Source organism: Pseudomonas sp. Pse1, assembly GCF_024519635.1.
GTDB lineage: Bacteria > Pseudomonadota > Gammaproteobacteria > Pseudomonadales > Pseudomonadaceae > Aquipseudomonas.
Genome location: NZ_JALJRO010000007.1, coordinates 250,463 through 273,817 on the forward strand (window position 1 = coordinate 250,463; position 23,355 = coordinate 273,817).

The following is a 23,355-nucleotide window of genomic DNA, read 5'->3' on the forward strand; positions in this document are numbered from 1 at the left end:
AGCCCGAGTCAATTCGCGTTACTGCAGGTGGCGGCCGAGGCGGCCTTCGAGTGCCTTGAGGCTGCGTCGCACCACTTCGACGATGATCAGGTAAAGCACCGCGGCCCACAGGTAGATCTGGAAATCGAAACTGCGGGAGAACGCCAGTTTGGTCACGCCCATCAGGTCGTAGATGGTCACCAGCGAAGCAATCGCACTGGCCTTGATCATCAGGATCAGTTCATTGCCCAGCGGTCCGATGGCCACCAGCAGCGACTGCGGCAGAATGATTTTGCGGAAGGTGGTCCAGCGCGACAGGCTCAGGGCTTTCGAGGCCTCGCGCTGACCCTGGGCCACCGACAGGATGGCGCCACGGAGGATCTCCGCCTGGTACGCCGCGGTGTTCAAGGTGAAGGCCAGCAGGGTGCAGAACCAGGCATCGCGGAAGAACCACCACAGGCCCACGTCCTGCCAGAAACCCTTGAACGAGCCGAGGCCGTAATAAAGCATGAACAGTTGCGCCAGCAGCGGCGAGCCACGGAAGAAGTACACGTAGACGCTGGTAAAACGATTGAGAAAGCGGTTGCTCGACAAACGTCCCAAGGCCAGCAGCAAGCCGAGCAGGGCGCCGAGGGTGAAGGAGATCGCCACCAGCTTGGCGGTCACCAGCAGGCCGTCGATAAAGCGCGGGCCGTAGCGTTCCAGCAAGTCGGGGCTGAGGAACATCTGCTGCAATTCCACCAGGCTCATGTCCGCGCGCTCCGTTGATGGCGGCTGAAGTACTGCTCCAGGTACTGGAACAGGCGACCGGACAGCGCCGAGAAAAACAGGTAACCGAAGCACGCCACGGTATAGAACAGCATCGGTTCCTTGGTCACGCTGACGGCCAGGTTGGTCTGGCGCATCAGGTCGACCAGGGAAATGGTCGACACCAGCGAGGTGTCCTTGAGCAGCGACAGCCAGTTATTCGAGAGGCCGGGCAGGGCGATGCGCACCAGTTGCGGCAGCACCACTTTGGTGAAGGTTGTCCACTTGGACAGGCCCAGTGCTGCAGCGGCTTCAAACTGGCCCTTGGGCACGGTCTTGAAGGCGCCGAGCCAGATCTGGCTGGAGAACGCGGCAAACACCAGGCTGAAGGCGATCATCGCGGCGACAAAAGGGTTGATCGCCACTTCGGCTTCGTAGCCCATGGCGGCCAAGAGTTTCTGTGCGCCGATCTGGCAGCCGTAATAGATGATCAGCAGCGTCAGCAATTCCGGCAGGCCACGGAACACGGTGGCGAACACCGTGCTCATGGCCCGCGGCCAACGCCGTTTCGAGCGTGCGGCCAGCGCCAGACCCAGACCCAGTGGCAGGCCGATGGGCAGGCAGCTCAGGGCCAGGACGATAGTCACCAGCGCACCCGCGAGCAGGGCCGAGCCCCAGCCGCCGCTGGCGAAAGACAGTAATGATAGATGTTCGAACATGCTCGAACCCTCTGCAGAAATTAAGCTCGCACGCAGCACCGCGCCCGCCGGGGCAGGAGGCGATGGGTCGGCATGGAATGCCCCTCAGGCAAGCCCGAGGGGCGGGGGATCAGTAGATATCGAAGTCGAAATAACGACTGGAGATCTGCTTGTAGGTGCCGTCGGCGACGATTTCATCCAGCGCCTTGTTGAAGCGCTCGCGCAGGGCATCGTCGCCCTTGCGCACGGCAATCGAGGCATCGGCGGTGGTGCCATTGACGTCGCCAATGATCTTGCAGCAGTCCTTGCCGGCAGTGCCGAGCCAGGCCAGCAGCGGGAATTTGTCGGCGATTACACCGTCGACGCGGCCGGCCGCCAGATCACTGTTAGCCTCATCGAGGGTCGGGTAGAACTTCACATCGGCACCAGCCGGCGCGTAGTGGTCTTCGGCGTAGATGGCCTGGGTCGAGGACGCCTGGGCGCCCACGGTCAGGCCCTTGAATTTGGTCTGCGCGTCGGTGATCGGCGAGTCCTTGGGTACCGCCACCGACAGCGGCGTGCGGTAGTAGTGCTCGGTGAAATCGATCTTCTGCTTGCGCTCGTCGGTGGCGATCATCGACGCCACCACCGCATCGTATTTCTTCGCCATCAGCGCCGGGATAATGCCTTCCCAGTCCTGGGCGACGATGCTGCATTCGACCTTCATGCGCTCGCACAGCGCGTTGGCGATGTCGACATCGAAACCGTGCAGCTTGTTGTCCGAGTCCACGTAGTTGAACGGCGGGTAAGCGCCTTCGGTGGCGATCTTCAGTACTTCAGCCTGCGCGCTGCTGGCAGCAGCCAGGACCATTGCGCATGCACCGGCAAAGCGAATGACGTGTTTCATCCAGCACCTCGTTTTATTGTTTTGAGCTTGGTGACGATGTGTATCCAACGAACTCGTTGTGCAGCGCCGCGATGGCCTCCAGACGCTTTTCGACGGCCGCCGGCATTTGCTTGCAGACGTCGTTGACCAGCAGGTGGACCAGCGACAGCATCGCTGCGGTCGATTCCCAGAACAGATTGAATTCGGTGGGCACGCGGAACACCTCGTCGGCGTTCTGCTCGGCCCAGTCGCAGAAAGTGTCGGTGACCAGGGTCACCGGGATCCCGGCTTCGCGGGCCTTGCGGCACAGGGTCAAGGCGTGGCGCGAATAACGCCGGGCTTCGAACACCACCAGGGCGCTGTCCTCGGGGGCGCTGAGCAGCACTTCGGCGTAATGCCCGGCGGCGCCGTCGACCCAATGCACGTCATCGCGCAGGTACTGCAGCAGGTGGACCATGGAGGCGGCGATGCCGCGCTCGGTCTGGAAACCAGCGACAAACACCTTGCGCCGGGTCGCCAGGCGCTGGCTGACGGTGTGCCAGGCCGGGGTCAGGCTGTATTCGTAGACCTTGACCAGCGCCGCCACTTCCAGCTCGAAACTGCGCGGCAGGCCTTGCGGGCCCTCGCTGGCTTGCTGGCGGAATTCCTGCAGGCGGTCGCCGACCAGCCACGGACCATCGCCAAGGTCGGCCTTGAGGTCGTTTTTCAGATCCTTGAAATGGCTGTAGCCGATGGAGCGGCAGAAGCGCCCGACGCTGGATTCGCTGACGTTCAATTTGGCGGCGATATCGGCGGCGGTCTGGAACGGCAGCTCATAGAGATTGGCCAGCATATAGCTGGCAATCGCCCGGCCCGACGCGGCGGCGGTGGACAGGCTACTTTCAAGGCGTTGTTTGATAGGCTGGCTCAAGGCTGTTTCCTGTTGTTATTCAGCGCTTGCGGCAGAAAATGGATGTTTTCTGTCATAAAGTCAATATTTGACAGATAACTGTCATCGCTGGATAGTTGCTCGCGCCGCCTCATACTCATAAAAACAATTCGATTGGAGCCTCAGCATGTCCCAACCCACTGCCGCCCCGGCGGAAATGGCCGCCATCTCGTTCGCCGACCTGGCGCTGTTGCTGCAACAGATTTTCGAGCGCCACGGCACCTCGAGCGACGTCGCCAAGGTGCTGGCCTACAACTGCGCCAGCGCCCAGCGCGACGGCTCCCACAGCCACGGCGTATTTCGGATTGCCGGTTATCTGTCGTCGCTGGCCAGCGGTTGGGTCAACGGCCAGGCAGTGCCTAAGGTTGAAGACGCGGCTTCGGGTTTCGTGCGAGTCGACGCTGGCGGCGGTTTCGCCCAGCCGGCCCTGGCGGCGGCCCGCAGCCTGCTGATCGAGAAAGCCCGCAGCGCCGGGATCGCCGTGTTGGCGATTCGTAACTCGCACCACTTCGCCGCACTGTGGCCGGACGTCGAGCCGTTTGCCGATGAAGGCCTGGTGGCCTTGAGTGTGGTCAACAGCATGACCTGCGTGGTGCCCCACGGTGCGCAACGGCCACTGTTCGGCACCAACCCGATCGCCTTCGCCGCGCCGCGTGCCGGCGGCGAGCCGATCGTTTTCGACCTGGCGACCAGCGCTATCGCCCATGGCGATGTGCAGATCGCTGCGCGCAAGGGTGAGCTGTTGCCCGAAGGCATGGGCGTCGACAGCCAGGGCCAGCCAACCCGTGACCCGAAAGCCATTCTTGGCGGCGGCGCGCTGTTGCCGTTTGGTGGACACAAGGGCTCGGCGCTGTCGATGATGGTCGAGTTGCTGGCGGCGGCGCTGACCGGCGGCAACTTCTCTTTCGAGTTCGATTGGACGCAGCATCCTGGCGCGCAAACGCCGTGGACCGGCCAGCTGATTATCGTCATCGACCCGAGCAAGGCCGGCGGCGCCGGGTTCGCCAGCCGCAGCGAAGAACTGGTCCGGCACATGCGTGAGGTGGGGCTGCAGCGTATGCCCGGTGACCGACGCTTTCAGGAGCGGGCCACCTCGTTGGCGCAAGGCATCGCCTTACCGGCCGCCGAGCTGGCGCGCTTGCGCGAATTGGCCGGCTGAGGCGCGCGCCTTTAGAGCAAATTCCAGGTGATGCCGACGTACGCCGCCATGCCTTCGCCGGGTGTCGAACGGGCGGCGTCCAGGCCCTTGTCGTCGTAGCCCGGAGTAACGGTGGCGGCGTAGTGCTTGTCGGTCAGGTTGCGCAGGTCGAGCCAGGTCTGCCAGTCGCCCTTGGGTGCGTTCCAGCCGAGGGTCGCACCGAATAGCGCGTAAGGGTCGGCGTAGTAGCTGTTGGCGTAATCCACCGCCACCTTTGACACCAGTTGCGTGTTGAGCGCAGCGAAGAAACCCTGCGGCCAGTCGTAGCGCAATTCCCCCTGGTAGTAGTGCATCGGCAGGCCGGGCAGGCGGTTGTCGCCAAAACGCTCGTCGTCGCGGTAGTGGAAATCACTGAAGGTGTAGCTCTGGCGCAAGCTCAGCTTGCCGCCATCCGCCGCCGCCCACAACGCACTCTGCAGACTGGCTTCTACGCCCTGGTGCACGGTGGCGCTGGCGTTCAATTCATAGGGCGTGACGGCGCTGGCGTCCGGCCGCACCGAGAGCAATTCGTGACGCACCTGGGCGTAGTACCAGGCCAGGCTCCATTGACCCAGCGCCGCGTTGCCACGACCGCCGAGTTCGAGGGTGGTCGCGGTCTGGTTCTGCAACTCGATGGGCACTTGCTGGGTGCCGGTGGCCGGGCCGCTGCCATCGCCGAAGCGCTGGTTGGCACTGTAGATCAGCGACCACGGATGGGGCGCCTCGACCGAGCGGCTGAGATTGCCGAATACTTGCACTTCGGGCGTCAGCTGGTAGCGCAGGCCGATGCGCGGGGCATAGTCCCAGTCGCTCATGCTGGTCTTGCCGCCGCCGTCCGGGTAAGTCACTGCGCTTTCGCGACGGGTGTAGATTGCCGCAAGGCCGGTGGTCAGCCACAGGTCGTCGGCAATCTCCAGGTCGTTGCTGGCATGCAGGACGTTGTCTGAGCCCTGGTAGGTGAAGTTGCGCATGGGCGTGCCCGGCGCGTAGTTGATGGTGTTTGGAATGGTGGGAATGCGCACCCGCTCACTGGCCCCGGCGTTCGGCAGATGTTTGGTGCTGCGCAGGCCCAGGGTGCTGTGGCTTTCCAGGCCCCACAGGGTATCGCGACGCTTGTAGTCGAAGGTGCCGCTGACATCGGTGTAGGCCACCTTCAGGCGGTTCGGGCCTTCACGCAGGTCCATCGGGTAGTCGTGATAGACGAGTCCGGTCTGCACGCTGGAATCGTCGTCGATGTAGTAGGTGGTCTTGTTGCCGATAAAGGTGCTGCCGGGCTGCTTGCGGCTGTCGTCCCGGGAGACATAAGCCGGGTTGGCGGCCCGTGGATCGTGTTCGATGGAATGCTTGGTCACCCGCCCGGCGAGATCGTTATCAGTTTCGCGGTAACGCATATAGAAGCGCGTTTCCAGTTGCGGGTTGAAGCGATAACCGACATTGGCGATCAGCCCCTGGCTCTCGCTGGCGGTGTGGTCCTGATAGCCATCGGCACTGGCGTCGGTCAGTGCCACGTAGTAATCGAGATCCCCCAGTACCTGCCCGGAACTGACCTGACGCTGCACATACCCGTGACTGCCCATGGCATAGCGCACCTGCAACTTCGGCGCGTTGTAGCCGGTGTGACTGACATAATCGATGGCGCCGCCCAGGGCCAGCGCCCCGCGATCAAAGCCGTTGGCACCGCGCAGCACTTCCACATGATCGAGCCACAACGGCTCCAGCAGCTCATAAGGCGTACCACCCGGACCGGTCAGCGGCAGGCCGTCGAGCATCGCGTAGAGCCCCGAAGCATGGGCCCCCGGCGCGCGGTTGATGCCCGAGCCGCGAATCGAAATCTTCACCCCTTCATTACCCGCCGACTGCGCATAAATCCCCGGCTGATACGCCAGTACATCCTGATTGCTCGCCACCCGACCCTGCAGCGGCCGACGCATATCCACCACATTGCTGCCCCCCGGCACCTGCGCCAACCGCGCCTCGGCCTCGGCCACGCTCTGGTCGGCACCCTCGAGCCCCGGCGCATCAATCAACACCTGCCCCAACTCCAGCCCCTCGGCGTGCGCCAGGGCCGGACAGGCGAGGGCCAGCCCGAGGAGTGCGGTGGGCAGGGATTTGGGTGAGGGCATGGGGGAACTCCAGACGGCTGAAAACGGGCGATGAACAGTGCGACGTTTAAAAAGACGAGGGAAACACATGGGGATTTTGGTTTATTTGCCTGGTAGTGGTTTTTCTGGTTGGCGGGCTTGGGCGGGGCGCATTGCAGCGGGTTTTGGGCGGATCGCCAAGGGGGGAATTGTGGCTTGAAGTGTGGGCTGCAGTGCGCGTTGAAACGCCACACAGGGGCGCCGCTCTTGACCCAGGGCAGCGGCGATCTGGTGCGGCAACTGTTGGCGGCGGGATTGGTGGATGAGTTGCGCTTGATGACGTTTCCGGTAGTGCTCGGTCGCGGGCAGCGTCTATTCGGTGACGATGCCCAGGCTGCGGCGTTCAGGCTTGAGCAGGTCACCAGCACACCCATTGGTGTGCTGATTTGCCGTTATCTGCGCGCCGGCGAGGTGCGCACGGGATCGTTTGCCGAGTGAGCATGCACGTGCGTAAGCGGCTCAAACTCGTGCTAGACACTGCAGGAGCCGCTATCGAATCGCAGTTTTTGTTCTCGTCATATTTTGTCATTTTTTTCGGAAATCGGTCCTACAAGCTGCCTGGAACATTTGCATTAGGATCTTCCGCTCACTAGATGGAGCGGAACGTATGGCTAATCACGGTTACATGACGATCACCGGAAAGAACCAAGGATTGATTTCAGCGGGCTGTTCATCCCAGGAGTCTATCGGCAATAAATGCCAGGTTGGGCATAAAGACGAAATCATGGTGCTCTCTTACAGCCACAATATGGCGAATATTGGGAATATCAATAAGTCGACGCATAACCCAATAATTATCACGAAGAATATTGATAAGTCGTCGCCTTTATTAGCCCAGGCACTGGCTAATAGAGAGTCGATCAGCTGTGCCATTAGCTTCTATCGAGTTTCCAGGCTTGGCGTGCAGGAGAAGTTTTACACAGTTGAGATCAGCGGTGGAATGATTGCTCATCTGACAGTGGATATGCCTCACGTGGTTTCACATAACGACGCCGAACCTCAAGAGCATCTTGCTATTCGTTATCGGGAAATTGCATGGTTCCATCACCTGGCAGGAACTACGGGGTACAGTTCATGGGGCGAGTAACAGCCGATGACCTGCCAGAACATCATTGCAATTCGAGCAGCTGCGATGTTTCGGTGGTGAACAAGGCCGCAGGTAATCTGGTAAATCAGGCGTGCACCGTGAGCGTTCGCCATATCACGGATGGCACCTTGCGCATCCAGTTCAATCGTGAAGTCGCTTATTACGCCAGAGGTATTGTCAATGATGTTGCGCTGGGACAAAAAAGCCCTGAACAGGGTTTAGCTGAAATAAAAAGAGAGCAGGACAGTTTACTCAGCCAATCGCTGGAGGTTGCTCAAAAAGGCGTTTCGACTATCGCCGGAGCACTACAATTCGCAGCGGGGGCGGGTATTTGCTATGGATCGATCGGCACACTGTGCCTTTTTGCCGGGTTTCCTCTCATGGCGCATGGGGCGAACAATACGTATGAAAATGGACGAAACCTTTGGGAAGGCCGCGCGGATACCCAAGGCCCCGTAAGAAAAGGGTATCAAGAGGTCGCAAAAATGATGGGCGGCGGAGCATTTGAAGGCGATATTGCTTATGGAGGTGTTGATCTGGGACTTTCCGCTTATGGAGCAGGCAGAATGGTATTGAAGCCTGATGCTTGGCGTTTGTTCCGATATATCCGTACCGATTATCAGCGTAACTATATGGGGGCAACGAAACTTGCGTTAGCGACTGAAGTGATCACCGATTGGATTACATTGGAATCGATGCGTAAGCAATTTGAAAGCCGGGAATAGTGTGACGGTCATGGTGGTGGCGTATTTCGTTGTCTCGTTGCTGTTTTTTCTTGTTTTTCGCAAAATTGCCAGGAGGTTGTCAGGGGTTGACCTTGGGGTGGGGACGTTCTGGTCATTTTTTTGCTTGTCAATGTTTTGGGGCTCGCTACAAATGAGTGTGGCACGTTACGGATACATTATGTATTGCCCGGCCTCAAAAGACTTTCTTGAGCATGATTATCTGATTCGATGGATCGCCTTTATCAGTGCAATTTTTCAAGTCACTTGTGTCCCAAGCAATATTCGACCAAGACGCTGGTTTTCCCGAAAGTAAAAACGGCCCACTGGGAGGTGTGCCGTTTTGTCTTTACCTAAGGCTACTAATTAACGTTCCCCCGACCGGTGCAATGCCGCTTCCTGCGCGGCTATCTCCGCCTGGCGCTTGAGGATCATCTCGCCCATGGGCGGGCCCTGGAAGCGGCGGGCTTCGAAGGCGAACCAGATGATGGCGGTCAGGACCAGGAAGCCGATGGTGATGTACAGCGCCCATTCGTTGGGTGGCTGGATGCCGATGATGAAGATCAGCACCATGGACAGGACCGACAGCACGGCGAACAGCGAGTACAGCCCGCGCCCCATGTTCCATGGGCCCATGGTCGGCCATTTGGCGGTACCGTAGGTGAACAGGCCGAGGACGATGGGGATGATGAAGGAGAAGAACAGGAAGATCACCGTGCAGGAGACGACGATGGTGTAAACCGGGGTTTCGCCGATCGACACCAGGGACGAGCCCCAGACGAACAGCACCGCCAGGGTCGCGCCGGTCCAGATCGCCGCCACCGGGCTGCGATGGCTGGGGGAGACGCTGGCCAGAGCTTTCGAACAGGGCAGGCCGCCATCCCGGGAGAAGGCGAAGATCATCCGCGACACCGAGGTCACGGTGGCCAGGCCACAGAGAAACTGCGAGATGAAAATCGCCACGTACAGGGCCATTTTCACGGTCGGGTTCATCTGCGTGTCCATCGCCCAGAAGAACACGCTCCAGCCATGGGTCGCGGCTTCGTCGAGGCTGGGCAGCATCAGCACGAAGGAGCTGAGCATCAGCCAGCCGAACAGCAGCGACCAGATCACCGACATGACCATGCCCCAGGGCACCGAGGTCGCTGCCTGGCGGGTTTCCTCGGAGGTGTGCGCCGAGGCGTCGTAGCCGGTGATGGTGTAGATCGGCAGCAGCAGCCCGAGCATGAACACCCAGCCATTGGACACTTGGGGCCAGACGCTGCCGCCGGCCTCGCCGGAGTAGTTGCCGAAGGTCACCAGGCGGGCGAAGTCGTAGCTGGGCGCGGCGATCAGGCAGGCAATGGTCAGGGCCAGCGCGGTGGCAAAGATCAGGTAGCCGGAGAAGTCGGTGAGCTTGGCGGTGAGGCCGATGCCCAGGTGGTTACACATGGCCTGGATGCCGGTGAGGATCGCCATGAAGATCACCCGGGTGGTGATGGTGTCCTCCATGCCCAGGGCCGGGCCGAAGGCGCCGAAGAAGAAGTAATAGGTGCCGACGTTGATTGCCCCCAGCACCGTCACCAATCCCAGCAAATTGAACCAGGCGGTGAGCCAGCCGGTGAAGCGATTGCCGAGGATCGAACTCCAGTGGTACAGCCCGCCCGCCGTGGGGTAGGCCGAGGAGATCTGCGCCATGGCCAGGGCGAACACCCCGGAGATCAGACAGCCGATGGGCCAGCCGATGCCGATGGCCGCGCCGCCTGCACCCGAGGTGCCTTGGGCCAGCGAGTTGATGCCGCCGGAGAGGATGCAGATGATCGAGAAGGAAATCGCAAAATTGGAGAACACCCCCATTCGGCGCGAGAGTTGCTGGGCGTAACCCATGCTGTGCAACGCCTTGACGTCGTCGTCATGGGCGGCGGATTCGGGCTGGCTTGCTGGATTCATCACATGTGCCCCTGCAGGTTTGATTCATAACCACGGCGCCGATGGGACGCGATGGCCTGGCGTTCAACACCCTGTTGTACTGCTCCTGAAACGTGCTTCGCCTGGCGTAGGCGCTAGAGACGGCCATGCCAGGCCGCGTCGAAAATCCCGATGGCGTCATCCCGGCTCAATGTCAGCGGATTGCCGCTGGCGGACGGGTCGATGATCGCCATGTCGGCAATCAGCTCGACCTCGGGATCGCCTACCACCAGCTCGCGCAGGGTGTGGGGCACGCCGATGTCCTGGCGCAGCTTGAGGACAAAGGCCAGGAAGCTGTCGAAGCCCGGGTTGGGCAGGCCCAGGTAGGCGGCGAGGCGGGTGATGCGTTCCTCGATGGCCGGCCGGTTGAACTGCAGGATGTAGGGCATCACGGTGGCGTTGGTCATGCCGTGGTGGGTGTCGTGCAGCGCGCCAATCGGATGGGACAGCGCGTGCATGCCGCCCAGGCCTTTCTGGAACGCGGTGGCGCCCATCGCCGCGGCGGCGAGCATCTGCGCGCGGGCGTCGAGGTCGGCTGGGGTGCGCACGGCGCGCACCAAGGCACTGGCGACCAGGCGCATGCCTTCGACCGCAATGCCGTCGGCCAGCGGATGAAAGCCCGGGGCGCAATAGGCTTCCAGGCAGTGGGCGAAGGCATCCATGCCGGTGCCAGCGGTGATTTTCGCCGGCATGCCCACGGTCAGGGCCGGGTCGCTGATGACCACGCGGGGCATCATTTTCGGATGGAAGATGATGCGCTTGGTGTGGGTTCGTTCGTCGATGATCACTGCTGCGCGCCCGACTTCAGAGCCGGTGCCGGCGGTGGTCGGCACCGCGATCACCGGGGCGATGCGGCTCTCATCGGCGCGGGTCCATTGATCGCCGATGTCTTCGAAGTCCCAGACCGGGCGGGTCTGGCCGCTCATAAAGGCGATCAGCTTGCCCATGTCCAGGCCGCTGCCGCCGCCAAACGCAACGACCCCGTCATGCTGGCCGGCACGCCAGGCTGCGAGTCCTCCAGCGAGGTTGGCTTCGACGGGATTGGGCTTGAGGTCGCTGAACATCGCCACCCCCAGCCCGGCATCACGCAGCGCCTCCACGGCGGCAAGGGTTATCGGCGCGCGGGCCAGGCCGCTGTCGGTGACCAGCAGCGGACGCAGGATCCCCTGGCTGCGACAGACCTCGGCGAGCTCATTGATACGCCCGACCCCGAAACGGATGCTTGTGGGGTAATTCCAGTTTCCGCGCAGGTTCATGTGCTACACCTCGTGCCGCAGGTGGAAGGATTTGGCCCGGGTCAGGTGTTCGTAGCCCAGGCGCGACAGGGTGATCCCGCGTCCGCTGTGCTTGACCCCGGTCCAGGCCAGCGCCGGGTCGAGGTAATCGCAGCGGTTCATGAACACCGTGCCGGTGGCGATTTCGTTGCCCAGGTGCTCGGCGGCGGTCTGGTCGCGGGTCCAGAGCGAGGCGCTGAGGCCGAACGGGCTGTCATTCATCAAGGTGAGGGCGTGTTCGTCATCGTCCACCGGCATGATGCCCACCACCGGACCGAAGCTCTCATCGCGCATCACGGCCATCCGGTGGCTGACATCCACCAGCACTTGCGGCGCCAGATAGGCGCTGCCTGGCAGGTCGGCAGGGAAGGCGCGGGCGTCGATCAGCGCCGTTGCGCCTTGGGCCAATGCCGCCGCGATTTGCCCGCGCACCGCGTCGGCGGCCCCGGCTGAAACCAGTGGGCCGAGGGTCGTGGCTTCATTCAGCGGATTGCCGAGCACGTATTCGCCGGTCAGGGCGATAAAGCGCTCGACGAAGGCCGGGAAGAGCTTTCTGTCGACGTAGATACGTTCAATCGCACAGCAGCTTTGCCCGGAATTGAAGTAGCTGCCATCCACCAGGTTTTCCACCGCATGCTCGAGGTTGGCGTCGGCGCGCACGTAGGCCGGATCCTTGCCGCCGAGTTCCAGGCCGACGCCAATAAAGCGCCCGCAGGCGGCGTTCTCCATGGCCCGCCCGGCGTCCACCGAACCGGTGAAATTGACCTGCTGCACGCGGCCCGAGGCAATCAATGCGGCGGTCTGCGAGTGATCGAGCAGCAGGTTGTGAAACAGCCCCGGCGGCAGATTGGCCTGCTGCATGGCCTGGGCAAAACGCTCGCCCACCAGCAGGGTTTGCGTGGCGTGCTTGAGGATCACTGCATTGCCGGCCATCAGCGCCGGGATGACACTGTTCACCGCCGTCAGGTAGGGGTAATTCCAGGGTGCGACCACCAGCACCGTGCCCAGCGGCTCGCGCTTGATGGTTCGGCGAAAACCGGCGATGGGTTCGGGCTCGATGGGCGCCAGGGCCTGGGCGGCGATGCCGATCATGTAGTGGGCGCGCTCGGCAAACCCGCGCAGCTCGCCGGCGCCGTAACGCACCGGCCGACCCATCTGCCAGGCCAGCTCCGGGACGATCTGCTCCTGCATCGACAGCATCGCCTGCACCGCCGCGTTGCACAGTGCCGCACGCTCGTCGAAGGTACGCCGGCGCCAGAGGATCTGCGCGGCGCTGGCATCCGCTACGGCCTGGTCGATCTGCGCCGCATCGGCACACTGGCGCTCGACATAGACCCGGCCATTGACCGGGGAAATCAGCTGGACCTTGGTTGTCATGCCGTTCTCAATAGCGCTCGAAGCCGCGCTGCAGTTCCCAGTCGGTGATCCGCCGGTCGTACTCTTTCTGTTCCCACTCGGCGGTGTGCACGTAATGCTCGACCACCTCGTCGCCAAAAGCCTCGCGCAACATGCCCGAGGCCTTGAGTGCGGCGCAGGCCTCGCGCAGGGTCTTGGAGACTTCCGGCAGTTGCTCGTCGGCGTAGGCATCGCCCTCGTAGGGCGGCGCCAGTTCGAGCTTCTCGTCGATACCGGCCAGACCTGCGGCAATCAGCGCGGCGAAGGCCAGGTAGGGGTTGAGGTCGGCGCCGCCGATCCGGCATTCGATGCGGATCGATTTGCTTTCTTCGGCACACAGGCGAAATCCGGCGGTGCGATTGTCGCGGCTCCAGACCGCCCGGGTCGGCGCAAAGGTGCCGGCCTGGAAGCGTTTGTAGGAGTTGATATAAGGCGCGAGGAAGCAGGTGATATCACCGGCGTATTTCAGTTGCCCGGCGACCCAGGCGCGCATCAGTTTGGACATGCCGAACTCAGCCTTGGCATCGAAGAACAGCGGCTTTTTCGCGCTTTTGTCCCACAGCGAATTGTGGATATGGCTGCTGGAACCGGCGGCGTCGTAACGCCACTTGGCCATGAAGGTGATCGCCTTGCCCTGTAACTGCGCGATCTCCTTGCAGGCGTGCTTGATGATCACATGGTGGTCGGCCATGGTCAGCGCGTCGGCGTAGCGAATGTTGATCTCCTCCTGGCCCGGGCCCCATTCGCCCTTGGAGTTTTCCACGGGAATCCCCGAGGCCTGCAAGTGCTTGCGAATCGCCCGCAGCACCGGTTCCTCGCGGGTGGTCTGGAGGATGTTGTAGTCCTCGATGTAGTGCCCGGCAGTCTTCGGTGCCTGATAGTTGCGCCGGTGGATGTCCGCGTAGCTCTCGTCGAACAGGTAGAACTCCAGTTCCGAGGCGAACATACCGGTGTAGCCTCGGGCACGCAGGCGCTCGACCTGCTTCTTGAGGATTGCCCGTGGGCTGTGGGGCAGGTCCTGGCGGTGGTGGTGATCGAGCACGTCGCACAGCACTAGGGCGGTGCCTTCGAGCCAGGGCACGCGGCGCAGAGTGGACATGTCGGGCTTGAGCACGAAGTCGCCGTAGCCCTTGCTCCAGCTGGCGGCGGCGTAGCCGGGTACCGGCTCCATGTCGATGTCATCGGCCAGCAGGTAGTTGCAGCAATGGGTTTCCTGGTAGCCGCTGTCGATGAAGAATTCGACCTGGAAGCGCTTGCCGACGAGGCGGCCCTGCATGTCGACCATGCACACCAGTACGGTATCGATTTCGCCGCTGGCCGCGGCGCGCTTGAGTGCATCAAAGCTGAGAAGAGGCTCGGTCATCTGGTCAATCCTGCGCGAACGGATTAGTCCTGTCTGAGGCAGCTGTTGCAGACGCTCTCCAGAAAACCATCCAACCCTGCAGATACGAGCATCGTGAGCAATGAGCTGCTCAAAGCCTAGCCTATAGTTGGAAGATGCAAGTTGCGCATAGAGAAACTTTGTTACATCGAGGGGCCTGACATGTCGCTGACTCTGTACTTCCACCCGCTGTCGTCCTACTGCCACAAGGTGCTGATCGCGTTGAATGAGTGCGGCGTTGAATTCGAACGCCGGATCATCAATCTGGGTAACGACGCTGACCGCCTGGAGCTGCAGTTGCTGTGGCCAATGGGCAAGTTTCCGGTGCTCCATGATCAACTGCGCAAGCGTGATGTGGCGGAGTCGAGTGTGATTATCGAATACCTCGACCACTATTACGGCGGGCTGCATCCGTTGTTGCCAAGCGATTGGGGCAGGGCATTGGACGTGCGTTTCTGGGACCGTTTTTTCGACAACTACGTGCACAGCCCGATGCAGGAAATCGTCGCCGACCGTCTGCGTGGCACCCATGCCGACTTGAGTGCTGCGCGCACCACCCTGGCCACCGCCTACGGCATGATCGAGCGCCAACTCGCCGGCAATGCCTGGATCGTCGGTGACGATTTCAGCCTGGCCGACTGCGCCGCTGCCCCGGCGCTGTTCTACGCCAGCACCCTGGTGCCGTTTTCCGCTGAGTGTCCTGGCTTGAGCGCTTATTTCGAGCGCCTGGCCAGCCGGCCTTCGTTCGCACGGGTGATCGAAGAGGCCAAGCCGTATTTTGGTTTTTATCCGTTTGCCGAGCAGTTGCCAGCGCGATTCAAGTAGGGGGTAAAGAGGCGGGACAGCAGTGGTGAAATAGTCGTATGAGGGGCGCACAAGCTCGACTAAAGGGGTATTTAACTTCCCTTATGCCGTGAGTGCTTTTTTTTAAGCGCGAGGTAAGGGTTAGATTAGCAAACAATAAAATTAAATAAAATATTGACAAAACCAATAATATATATTTTTTGTGTTTTCTTGCGCAATTTCATATGGTTACATGCCCACATCGAAAGCAGCCAAGTGCGATGGGGACGTTGAAAATGATCACGACCGTAAATATACAAATCCGACTATTTGAACATTACAGTTTGTTGGTTGACTGTTCTGGGTTGAACTCACAGCAGGTCGATTGTTTTTCTCAGTGGACTTGTCTGCCGAAGCTCTCGACTTATACAACGCTCGGGAAGTTGTTCGATGCCCTTTTTGGCAAGGGCACCCGATTGCCGGTGGCGGTGCTCACATTCGAGGAAGTAGCAGCGCAAACCCGCGTGACTTCTGCGCAATGTCTGTCGATTTATCCCGCCTGGGTCCGCCGAGTCAGGTCATTCTGGAAAAACAAATGCGCACGCGGCGCCGAGCAATTGCATGCTCTGCAAACTCATCAGGCACTGGCCGCGCGGGTCTTGGCAAATCAACATCTGGATGAACAACGGGGCGCCGAAAGAACCGGGTATGAGCGAGGTCTGCGGGATGAAAGAAAAGCCTACAGAACCAAACTGGTCCTTGAGGCATGGGCTGCATTTGAGCATATGGACGAGCATGGCAAACTTTATTCACCAGGGATTATTGAGGACTTGAAGCACTGCATCCAGTTATTGGAGGTCAACGGGGGCAATAGTGCGGAGGGCGCGGAGGAGTTGCTCATCAGCTTTTCCTTAGCGTGCGTAAAAAGGATAAATGCCATGGCCAGGCATAATGCTTCTCTCGACAAGATGGATGATTACCGCAGTGTTCAGGGGGTGTCTGTACAAGTTTGAATCCTCCATAAAGACTGACTCATTGCGCCACCTTGAACCGCAGGCACACGGACGTGCCCTGCTGCTCGAAGGTGCTCAGGCTGACCTCGCCGCCAAAGCTCTGCATGATCTGCTTGACCATCACCAGGCCGATGCCCAGCCGTCCCTGTCGGGTGGTGTAGAAAGATTTGAACGCCAGCAGTTCCTGTTGCCGTGACATGCCTTCACCGCTGTCGGCGATGATCAGGTCCAGCCATTGCCGCGACTTGTCGAGGCGCGCGCTGATGCTCAGGGTTCCGCCGCCGTGCATCGCTTCCATGGCATTGGCAATCACGCTGTTGAGGATCTGTGACAGCAGCAACGGGTGGCTGATGATCAGCGGCAGCGGTTCTGGCTTGAACTCGACCCGCACCTGCGCCAGGGTCAACTGTTGGCTGAACTGGGTCAGCGCCGTCTGGACGATCGGCAGCGGAGCCAGAGGTTGCGGTTCACCGCGCAGAGGCCGCAAACACACCAGCAAGTCGTGGACCCAGCCGGCCATGCGATCGACCTGGCCGATGATATCGCCAATGTTGTTTTTGGCTGGCTGGCCGGGGGTGTCATGGGCCAGTTCGGCGCTGCTGCGAATGACCGCCAGCGGGTTGCGCAGGTTGTGGGCGACGGCGGAGGACATTTCCACCAGGCCGACGTAGGTTTTGTTGGCGACCAGTTGGTTTTCCTGCGCGGCCAGTTGCATCGCCGCCCGGCGCACGATCCAGAATAGCCCGAAGTACAGGAGCAGGCCGCCGACCGCGGTGGACAGCCAGATCCAGGCATAGCCACGGTCGACCCGTTCGATCAGGTCTACCGGTTCCTTGTAGATTTCCACTACGGCGAGGATGTTGCCGCGGTCGTCGCTGAGGGGAATGTAGTTCTCGATGTAGAACATTTCCGGTTCACGGAGGAATTTCTGTTCGGGGCGTTGTTCATTCAGTTCGCTGTAGCGCACCAGCACCGGTTCCCTGGCGCTGAAGGTGGCATCGAGGGCGGGGTCATCGTCAATCCTGTGCCCGATCAGTTGCGGGTTGCTCGACCAGATCACCCGGCGTTGCGCCGAGTAGATGTTGATTAGCAGGGTGTCAGGCAGGTTGGCCAGGTGATCGAAGAACTCCGAGCGCGCGCGCAGGCGATTCTGCGCGATGTCCGGTGCCAGCATGGCGTAGTCGACCGGCGCGAGGATGTCGCCCATGCGCATCCCGGATAAACCGTGATGCCGGACTTCGCCCTTGGCCAGGCTCTGAATGAACTGTGCTGACAGCAGGGCGTCGCGCTCCAGGCTCTCGTTGATCAGGAAGCGTGTGGAGATCGATCCCAGGCCGAAGGCAATGGCGCTGATCAGGACAAAGCTGATCAGCGAGAACCAGCGCAGCAGGTCGAAGCGTCGGGTCGGGGCAATCGCGTCGACCGATCCGCGAGGCAGGACGGTCGACCACACGGATTTCAGATTCATGACGAACACCCTGCATCACTGTCCGTTGATGGCGGCATGCCATGACTTTTGAGCTTAGGTGAACATTGGCCAGACCGCGTCAACTTCATCGCCACGAGTCGACAGGCTTCCACACACCCACTGTGGGAGCGGGCATGCCCGCGATAGCGGTGTGTCAGCCGCCAATAATATTGACTGGCCTACCGCTATCGCCAGCAGGCTGGCGCCTGCAGTGGGTGACGAGCAAAGGCTCAGAAGGTCGGGGTGTACTTGACGCTGAACATCAGGTTGCGCGGGTCGCCGAAGTTGTTGTTGCCGTCGAGCTGGTTGTAGCCGGCGACGTAGTAATGTTTATCGAACAGGTTGTAGGCGTTCAGCGCCAGGTCGACTTCCTCGCTCAGCTTGTAGCCCAGGCGTGCGTTCCACACCGTATAGCCAGGCACTTCATAGGTTCGCTCGTAACCCAGGGTATGGGTTTGACTGGTAAAGCCCAGGCCGGCGTTGACCCGGCTCCAGTCGCCGCTGAACTGATAGTCGCTCCACACCCGCAGCATGTGCTTGGGCGTCCACTGGCTGAACACTCGACCTTCATTGACCGGGTCATCGAGGTACTTGGTGGTGTTGTAGGTGTAGCCGGCGAACAGGTTCAGGCCGTCGAGCACTTCGCCGCTGACTTCCGCATCCAGGCCCTGGCTGCGCACCTTGCCCGAGGCGGTCGAGCAGTACCAGCCGTCGCAGGCGAAGCCCGAGGCGACGTCATTCACCGCGCGGTTTTCCTGGTCGTAGCGGAACAGCGCGAAGGAAGTATTGACCCGGCCGTCGAGCAATTCGCCCTTGAGGCCGACTTCATAGTTGCTGCCCACCACCGGCTTGAGCACGCTGCCACTGGCATCGCGCTCGCTCTGCGGCTGGAACACATCGGTGTAGCTGGCGTACACCGACCACTCGCGGTTGAGGTCGTAGATGGCGCCGAGGAACGGCGTGACTTCGCCGTTTTCGCTCATGGTGCTGGGGTTTTGCACCGCGATGTCATGGGTGATGGCGAACTCGTTGGCGGCGGTGTAGCGGTAGTCGTACCAGCTGACGCGGCTGCCGAGGATCAGGGTCAACGGCTCGATCGGCTTGACTCGCCAGGTGCCGTACAGGCCTTTCTGGCGAATGTCGTACTTGCTGCTGGTGCCGCGCCCGCCCGGAGTGTTGAGCAGGCTGTCGTAGCTGATGGCGGGGCGGTGATGATCAATGTCAAAGATGCTGTCGCTGCTGTCGTTGAAAGTCCGGGCGATGCGGTCATCGGAGGTGAACTTGGAATAGTTGCCGCCGACGACGATTTCCTGGGCCATGTTGAAGGCGTCGAAATGCCCGACCAGGTTGGCGTCGACGCCAACCTTGGTTGAGTCGAAATCGGTGACCCAGTCGGCGTACTGCACGCCAGTGCCATCGAGGTTCAGGCCATCGCCGCTGCTCTGCACCCGTTGTTGGGTCGAGTCGTTGTTCTCGCTCATACGCACCGCGCCGACCTTGGCGCTCCAGTCGTCGTTGAAGCGGTGTTCGAGGTCGGCATAGACCGTGGTCACGTCGATGTGCGAACGGTTCCAGTCGGAACCGGTGAAGGTCGAGCGCGACAGATCCACCGTCTTGCCATTGGCGTAGCGTGGCAGGCCGCGAACCATCGGCCGGGCGCTGGCGTCGGAGTTGCTGACAGCCAGGCCGAGGGTGGTGTCGTCGCGCAAGTCGAAGTCCAGGGCGCCGTACAACGAATGGGTCTTGCTCCAGTCGTAGTCGATAAACGAGTTGCTCTGATCCTCGTCGGCAACGAAGCGACCGCGTACCGTGCCGCTGCTGTTCAGCGGGCCGCCGGCGTCCAGTTGCAGGCCGTAGTGATCCCAGGTTCCGGCCTTGGCGGTGAGGGCCACGGTCGGCACATTCTGGCCGCGCTTGCGCACCAGGTTGATCGCGCCGCCGGGGCTGCCGGCGCCTTGCAACAGACCGGAAGCGCCGCGCAGCACTTCCATGCGGTCGAAGAAGATCAGGTCCTGGGTCGCCCAGTTGCCCAGGGCGTAAGTGTTGCGCGGGATCGGCACGCCGTCGTACTGCCAGTCATCGATCTGGAAGCCGCGCGAGGTCAGAATCATGCCCTTGCCGACGCCTTGCACACCCACCAGCCCGGTGGTCTGGTTGGCCGCATCCTTGAGGTCGGTCAGGCCCTGGTCGTCCAGTTGCTTGCGAGTCATTACGCTGACCGACTGGGGTGTTTCCCGCAGGCTGTGGCTGCCCTTGCCGATGGTCACTGCGCGCGCCGCGTAGGAACCGGAGTCCTCGGTGGTGGCGTCGGCGCTCTGCTCGACAATGCTGGTGACCCCCAGTTGCACCGCGCCGCTGTTGTCGGCAGCCGGCTCGACGCTGAAATTGCCCTGGGCGGTCACCCGCAATTGCAGGCCGCTGCCGGACAGGGCGGTGTTCAGGGCTTGCTCGGCGGACATCCGGCCGACCACGGCGGGGGCCTGTTTGTCCTGCACCAGCACAGGGTTCAGCGAAAGAATCTGCCCGCTCTGGCTGGCGATGGCGTTCAGGGTGCGAGCGAGGGGACCGGTCGCCAGGTTGAACGACAGGTCTTGCGCCTGCACCAGCGCAGGGCTGGCCAGGGTAGCCAAAGTAACAGCGGCGGAAAGGGCAGTGGGCAGCGGGTTAAACACAGCGTTCTCCTGATCGTGTGGAAGTGTTCAGGAGATAGGTGGGATGAGAAATGAAAACCGGACACAAATAAGAATCTTTTTCATAAATATTTTTGCGTCCGGCTTATTGCGACCGAATCAGGGTCAGCCACGGGCTGTAGCGCTCGACCCGGATCGGCAGGGTTTCGGCCAGCGCGGCGAAGGATTTCTGCGGGTCGTCGAGGGGGAATACGCCTTGCACGCGCAAGTCGCGAATCTGCGGATCCACCCGCACGAGCCCACGGCTGTAGGGGCGCAAGGCCTCGACCACCTGTTCCAGCGGTTCATCGAGCACGTTCAATCGGCCGTCGAGCCAGTCGGCGCGCTGGCGTTGATCGCGCTCGAGGGCGACGATCTGCCGATCGTAGAGCAGCGCGGCCTGGCCTTCTTCGAGGACCCGCTGGCTGCCATCGAACAGCCGCAATTGCACCGAGTGCTGCAGCACCACGATGCGGGTGGCGTCTTGCTCCTGGCTCACCAGAAAGCGCGTGCCCAGGGCCTGCACTTCGCCCTGGGCGGTGCGCACCCGCAGCGGGCGGTGTGGATCGGCGGCGACCTGGATCAGCAGTTCGCCATGGCGCAGGAGCACCAGGCGCTGACGCTGGTCGAATAGCAAGTCCACCGCGCTTTCGGCATTCAGGCTCAGACGACTGCCGTCGGCCAGGGTGAAATTGCGCCGTTCAGCGCGCCCGGTGTGCAGGTCCGCCAGCAGGCTGTCGCCCAGCGGGCTGCGGGCGCCAAGCCAGAGGCCGCCCCCGAGCAGGCCAAGGCCGGTAATGACGCGCAATGCGTCGCGGCGGGTGCCCTGGGGCTGCAACAGTAACTGGCGGGCGGCTCCAGCCTGGCCAGGTACGCGTCGGTCGAGGGCACGCAGGGTGTTGAACGAGCCACCGAGGCGGTCCTGCAAGATATTCCAGGCCTGCAGGTGCGCCGGGTCCTGCGCCAGCCAGGTATTCAAGCGCTCCTGCAACAGTGGATCGGGCTGGCCGGCGCGCAGCTTGACCATCCAGTCGATGGCCTGCTCGCTGATCGGGTCCAGGCGTGGCGCGCTCATAAGCCCATCTCGCTCAGGTAGCACTGGCGCAGCGCCTGTTTCATGTAGCGGCTGACAGTGCGCTCCGACAAATCGAGCTTGCGCGCGATCTCGACGTAGCTAAGGCCGTCGAGTTGGCTGTAGAGGAAGGTCGCCTTGACGATCAGCGGCAGGCCGTCGATGGCGCGGTCGATGGCCACCAGCGCTTCGATCAGTTGCAGTTGTTCTTCGGGGGAGGGCGCGAGCAGTTCCGGCAGCGCCGACAGGCGTTCGAGGTAGGCCAACTCCAGCTTGCGCCGGCGATGGCGGTCGAAGATCAACCGTCGGGCAATGGTCGACAGGTAGGCGCGCGGTTGTTCGATGCTGTCCGGATCGACCCGCGCTGCGAGCATCTGGCAGAAAGTATCGGCGGCGGTGTCCTCGGCGTCCGCATGATTGCGCAGACGGCGCTGGATATGCTGCAACAGCCAACGGTGATGATCGCTGAAAAAGAAACCCAGCTTGCTGCTCGGAGGGGATTGCACCGGTCGGCTTTCCAGATGTTAGTGTGAATCGTTCTCAATAGTAGCGTTGAGAGGATCCAGACTGCAATCTTTGCGGGCATTCACTGCATGGCGGTTGTGGAGGGTCTAATCGCGAGCAGCGGAACGCCGCCCGGGCAGCTCCTACAGTTTGTGTGTCGTTCACAAGCCCTGTAGGAGCTGGCTTGCCAGCGAAAGCGGTCTATCTGTCACCGTCTGTATTGGATGTTCCGCCGCCTTCGCTGCGATGCGGCGACCCAACAAGCCAGCTCCTGCGGTCGTTTTTCCAGGGTGCTTACATCTTATGGTCAGCCATGTTCAGCGCCCGCACCGGCGCTTCTACCTGGACCGACTCTTTCTCACCCTTGGCGTTCTCGATGATCAGGGTCAGCGGCACTTTGTCGCCTTCCTTCACTTGCGCCACCAACTCCATCAGCATCACATGGTAGCCGTGGGGATCGAGGCTCACCGCCTTACCGGCAGGCAGCTCGACCGACTGGACTTCCTTCATGCTCATCACTTCGTCGTGCATGCTCATCTGGTGCACCTGGACCAGCTTGGCCGCTGGCGATTGCACCTCGACCAGCTTGCTGTCAGTGCTGGCAGTGAGGGTCATGAACGCGCCGGTGGCCTGTTGGCCGGCGACGGTGGCGCGGACCCAGGCGTCATCGACCTGGGTCTGGGCCGACACCTGGAAGGCCAGGCCGAGCAGGGCGGCGCCAAGCAGGAGTGGACTGAAACGGGATTTGGCGAACGTTGCGGTCATTAGCAGACCTCCATGACGGTGAGCAGGTCTTCCGTGCACTCTTGTGCCGAAAGCGACTGCGACAGGCCCAGGCGCAAGGTGCCCCGGGAGTCGAAAACAAAGCTGGTGGCAGTATGGGACAGGGTGTAGGTCGAACCGCTGGGAACTTTTTCGTAGAACACGTCGAACTCTTTGGCCGTAGCCGCGGTTTCTTCGAGGGTGCCGTAGAGCGCGACAAACGACGGGTCGAAGGCCTTAACGTAGGCGTCGAGCACCTGCGGCGTGTCGCGTTCCGGGTCCAGGGTGATGAAGATCACTTGCAGGCGGTCGCCATCGCGGCCCATCAGTTTCTTGATTTTCGCCGCACGGGCAAGCGTGGTCGGGCAGATCGCCGGGCATTGGGTGAAACCGAAGAACACCATCGGCATCATGCCGCGAAAGCTCGACAGGGTTTGCACTTCACCGTCGGTGTTTTTCAGCTTGAACGTGCGTCCGAGGATCTTGTCACTCAGGTCCTTGCCGTACTTGTAGGACAGCTCGCCGCGACTGTCACAGCCGGTCAGCAGGCCCAGACTCAACAACCCCATTCCCGCAATCACCTGGCGGCGATTCAACAAAACACTCATGCGTTAGCGCCCTTTGGCAGCCTGGCAGGCGACACGACCTGGCAGGTAGTCAGCGTAAAAAATGCGAGCATCCTAACAAAATGCCGCGACGCAGTGCCGCACACTGGACAATTGGTCGCAGGCAGGCGCTGCGGT

At 61.5% G+C, this 23,355-nt stretch carries 20 protein-coding genes and 1 pseudogene; 6 read left to right on the plus strand and 15 right to left on the minus strand.

Translation table 11 applies throughout. The features are described 5' to 3' along the window. Positions 1–18: 18 nt before the first annotated feature. From NR126_RS13355 to NR126_RS13370, 4 genes are all read right to left on the minus strand, one after another. A complete protein-coding gene (locus tag NR126_RS13355; RefSeq protein ID WP_027616559.1) occupies positions 19–729 on the minus strand; it encodes an ABC transporter permease in 711 nt (236 codons plus the stop codon). Then, positions 726–1,445 carry an ABC transporter permease gene (locus tag NR126_RS13360; RefSeq protein ID WP_105755380.1) on the minus strand — a complete coding sequence of 240 codons (720 nt, stop codon included), beginning with the start codon at positions 1,443–1,445 and terminating at the stop codon, positions 726–728. Before NR126_RS13360 ends, NR126_RS13355 begins: the two co-directional genes overlap by 4 nt. Positions 1,446–1,554: 109 nt before the next feature. After that, positions 1,555–2,310 carry a transporter substrate-binding domain-containing protein gene (locus tag NR126_RS13365; RefSeq protein WP_027616561.1) on the minus strand — a complete coding sequence of 252 codons (756 nt, stop codon included), beginning with the start codon at positions 2,308–2,310 and terminating at the stop codon, positions 1,555–1,557. Positions 2,311–2,323: 13 nt separating this feature from the next. Then, entirely contained in the window at positions 2,324–3,199 is an 876-nt protein-coding gene (locus NR126_RS13370) for a MurR/RpiR family transcriptional regulator (RefSeq protein WP_027616562.1), read from the minus strand. A gap of 145 nt (positions 3,200–3,344) precedes the next feature. On the opposite strand from NR126_RS13370, the gene NR126_RS13375 reads away from it, so the two are divergent. Next, positions 3,345–4,376 (plus strand): Ldh family oxidoreductase, encoded by a 1,032-nt coding sequence (locus NR126_RS13375; protein ID WP_372826428.1) that lies wholly within the window; start codon positions 3,345–3,347, stop codon positions 4,374–4,376. Positions 4,377–4,387: 11 nt separating this feature from the next. Here NR126_RS13375 and NR126_RS13380 read toward each other — a convergent pair whose 3' ends face one another. Continuing rightward, positions 4,388–6,517, minus strand: a complete 2,130-nt coding sequence (locus NR126_RS13380) for a TonB-dependent receptor domain-containing protein (protein WP_256830410.1) — start codon at positions 6,515–6,517, stop codon at positions 4,388–4,390. Positions 6,518–6,712: 195 nt separating this feature from the next. Between NR126_RS13380 and NR126_RS13385 the strand changes: the two are divergent. From NR126_RS13385 to NR126_RS13395, 3 genes and pseudogenes are all read left to right on the plus strand, one after another. Beyond that, positions 6,713–6,973: pseudogene (locus NR126_RS13385) on the plus strand (dihydrofolate reductase family protein); the annotation flags it as partial. 169 nt (positions 6,974–7,142) lie between these two features. Continuing rightward, entirely contained in the window at positions 7,143–7,622 is a 480-nt protein-coding gene (locus tag NR126_RS13390) for an Hcp family type VI secretion system effector (protein ID WP_256830411.1), read from the plus strand. Beyond that, on the plus strand, positions 7,610–8,347 hold the full coding sequence (locus tag NR126_RS13395; protein ID WP_256830435.1) for a DUF4225 domain-containing protein: 738 nt from the start codon (positions 7,610–7,612) through the stop codon (positions 8,345–8,347). The genes NR126_RS13390 and NR126_RS13395 overlap by 13 nt, the downstream gene beginning before the upstream one ends. A gap of 363 nt (positions 8,348–8,710) precedes the next feature. On the opposite strand, the gene NR126_RS13400 is transcribed toward NR126_RS13395, so the two are convergent. The 4 genes from NR126_RS13400 to NR126_RS13415 form a co-directional block, all read right to left on the minus strand. Beyond that, a complete protein-coding gene (locus NR126_RS13400) occupies positions 8,711–10,273 on the minus strand; it encodes an amino acid permease (protein WP_105755376.1) in 1,563 nt (520 codons plus the stop codon). A gap of 113 nt (positions 10,274–10,386) precedes the next feature. Next, positions 10,387–11,547 carry an iron-containing alcohol dehydrogenase gene (locus NR126_RS13405; RefSeq protein ID WP_105755375.1) on the minus strand — a complete coding sequence of 387 codons (1,161 nt, stop codon included), beginning with the start codon at positions 11,545–11,547 and terminating at the stop codon, positions 10,387–10,389. A 3-nt stretch (positions 11,548–11,550) separates the two neighbouring features. Then, on the minus strand, positions 11,551–12,942 hold the full coding sequence (locus NR126_RS13410) for an aldehyde dehydrogenase family protein (protein WP_256830412.1): 1,392 nt from the start codon (positions 12,940–12,942) through the stop codon (positions 11,551–11,553). Positions 12,943–12,949: 7 nt separating this feature from the next. Beyond that, positions 12,950–14,323, minus strand: coding sequence for a glutamine synthetase family protein (locus NR126_RS13415; protein WP_027618104.1), 1,374 nt, complete (start codon positions 14,321–14,323; stop codon positions 12,950–12,952). A gap of 180 nt (positions 14,324–14,503) precedes the next feature. Between NR126_RS13415 and NR126_RS13420 the strand changes: the two genes are divergently transcribed. Together NR126_RS13420 and NR126_RS13425 are read left to right on the plus strand one after the other, a co-directional pair. Further along, complete coding sequence (locus tag NR126_RS13420; RefSeq protein WP_256830414.1) at positions 14,504–15,166, plus strand: glutathione S-transferase family protein; 663 nt, start codon at positions 14,504–14,506, stop codon at positions 15,164–15,166. Between the two features lie 254 nt (positions 15,167–15,420). Continuing rightward, on the plus strand, positions 15,421–16,137 hold the full coding sequence (locus tag NR126_RS13425; protein WP_256830415.1) for a hypothetical protein: 717 nt from the start codon (positions 15,421–15,423) through the stop codon (positions 16,135–16,137). A gap of 19 nt (positions 16,138–16,156) precedes the next feature. Here the strand turns inward: NR126_RS13425 and NR126_RS13430 are convergent, their stop codons facing one another. From NR126_RS13430 to NR126_RS13455, 6 genes are all read right to left on the minus strand, one after another. After that, positions 16,157–17,605: a HAMP domain-containing sensor histidine kinase gene (locus NR126_RS13430; protein WP_033866090.1), complete on the minus strand. Its 1,449-nt coding sequence runs from the start codon at positions 17,603–17,605 to the stop codon at positions 16,157–16,159. 230 nt (positions 17,606–17,835) lie between these two features. Then, positions 17,836–20,277, minus strand: coding sequence for a TonB-dependent siderophore receptor (locus NR126_RS13435; RefSeq protein ID WP_256830416.1), 2,442 nt, complete (start codon positions 20,275–20,277; stop codon positions 17,836–17,838). 103 nt (positions 20,278–20,380) lie between these two features. After that, positions 20,381–21,349, minus strand: a complete 969-nt coding sequence (locus NR126_RS13440) for a FecR domain-containing protein (protein WP_027618109.1) — start codon at positions 21,347–21,349, stop codon at positions 20,381–20,383. Then, the gene (locus tag NR126_RS13445) at positions 21,346–21,852 is read right to left on the minus strand and encodes a sigma-70 family RNA polymerase sigma factor (RefSeq protein WP_027618110.1); all 507 of its coding nucleotides are present in this window, start codon (positions 21,850–21,852) and stop codon (positions 21,346–21,348) included. The genes NR126_RS13440 and NR126_RS13445 overlap by 4 nt, the downstream gene beginning before the upstream one ends. A gap of 292 nt (positions 21,853–22,144) precedes the next feature. Further along, on the minus strand, positions 22,145–22,615 hold the full coding sequence (locus NR126_RS13450) for a copper chaperone PCu(A)C (protein ID WP_256830418.1): 471 nt from the start codon (positions 22,613–22,615) through the stop codon (positions 22,145–22,147). Next, positions 22,615–23,220 (minus strand): SCO family protein, encoded by a 606-nt coding sequence (locus tag NR126_RS13455; protein WP_027618112.1) that lies wholly within the window; start codon positions 23,218–23,220, stop codon positions 22,615–22,617. The genes NR126_RS13450 and NR126_RS13455 overlap by 1 nt, the downstream gene beginning before the upstream one ends. Between the last annotated feature and the right edge of the window lie 135 nt (positions 23,221–23,355).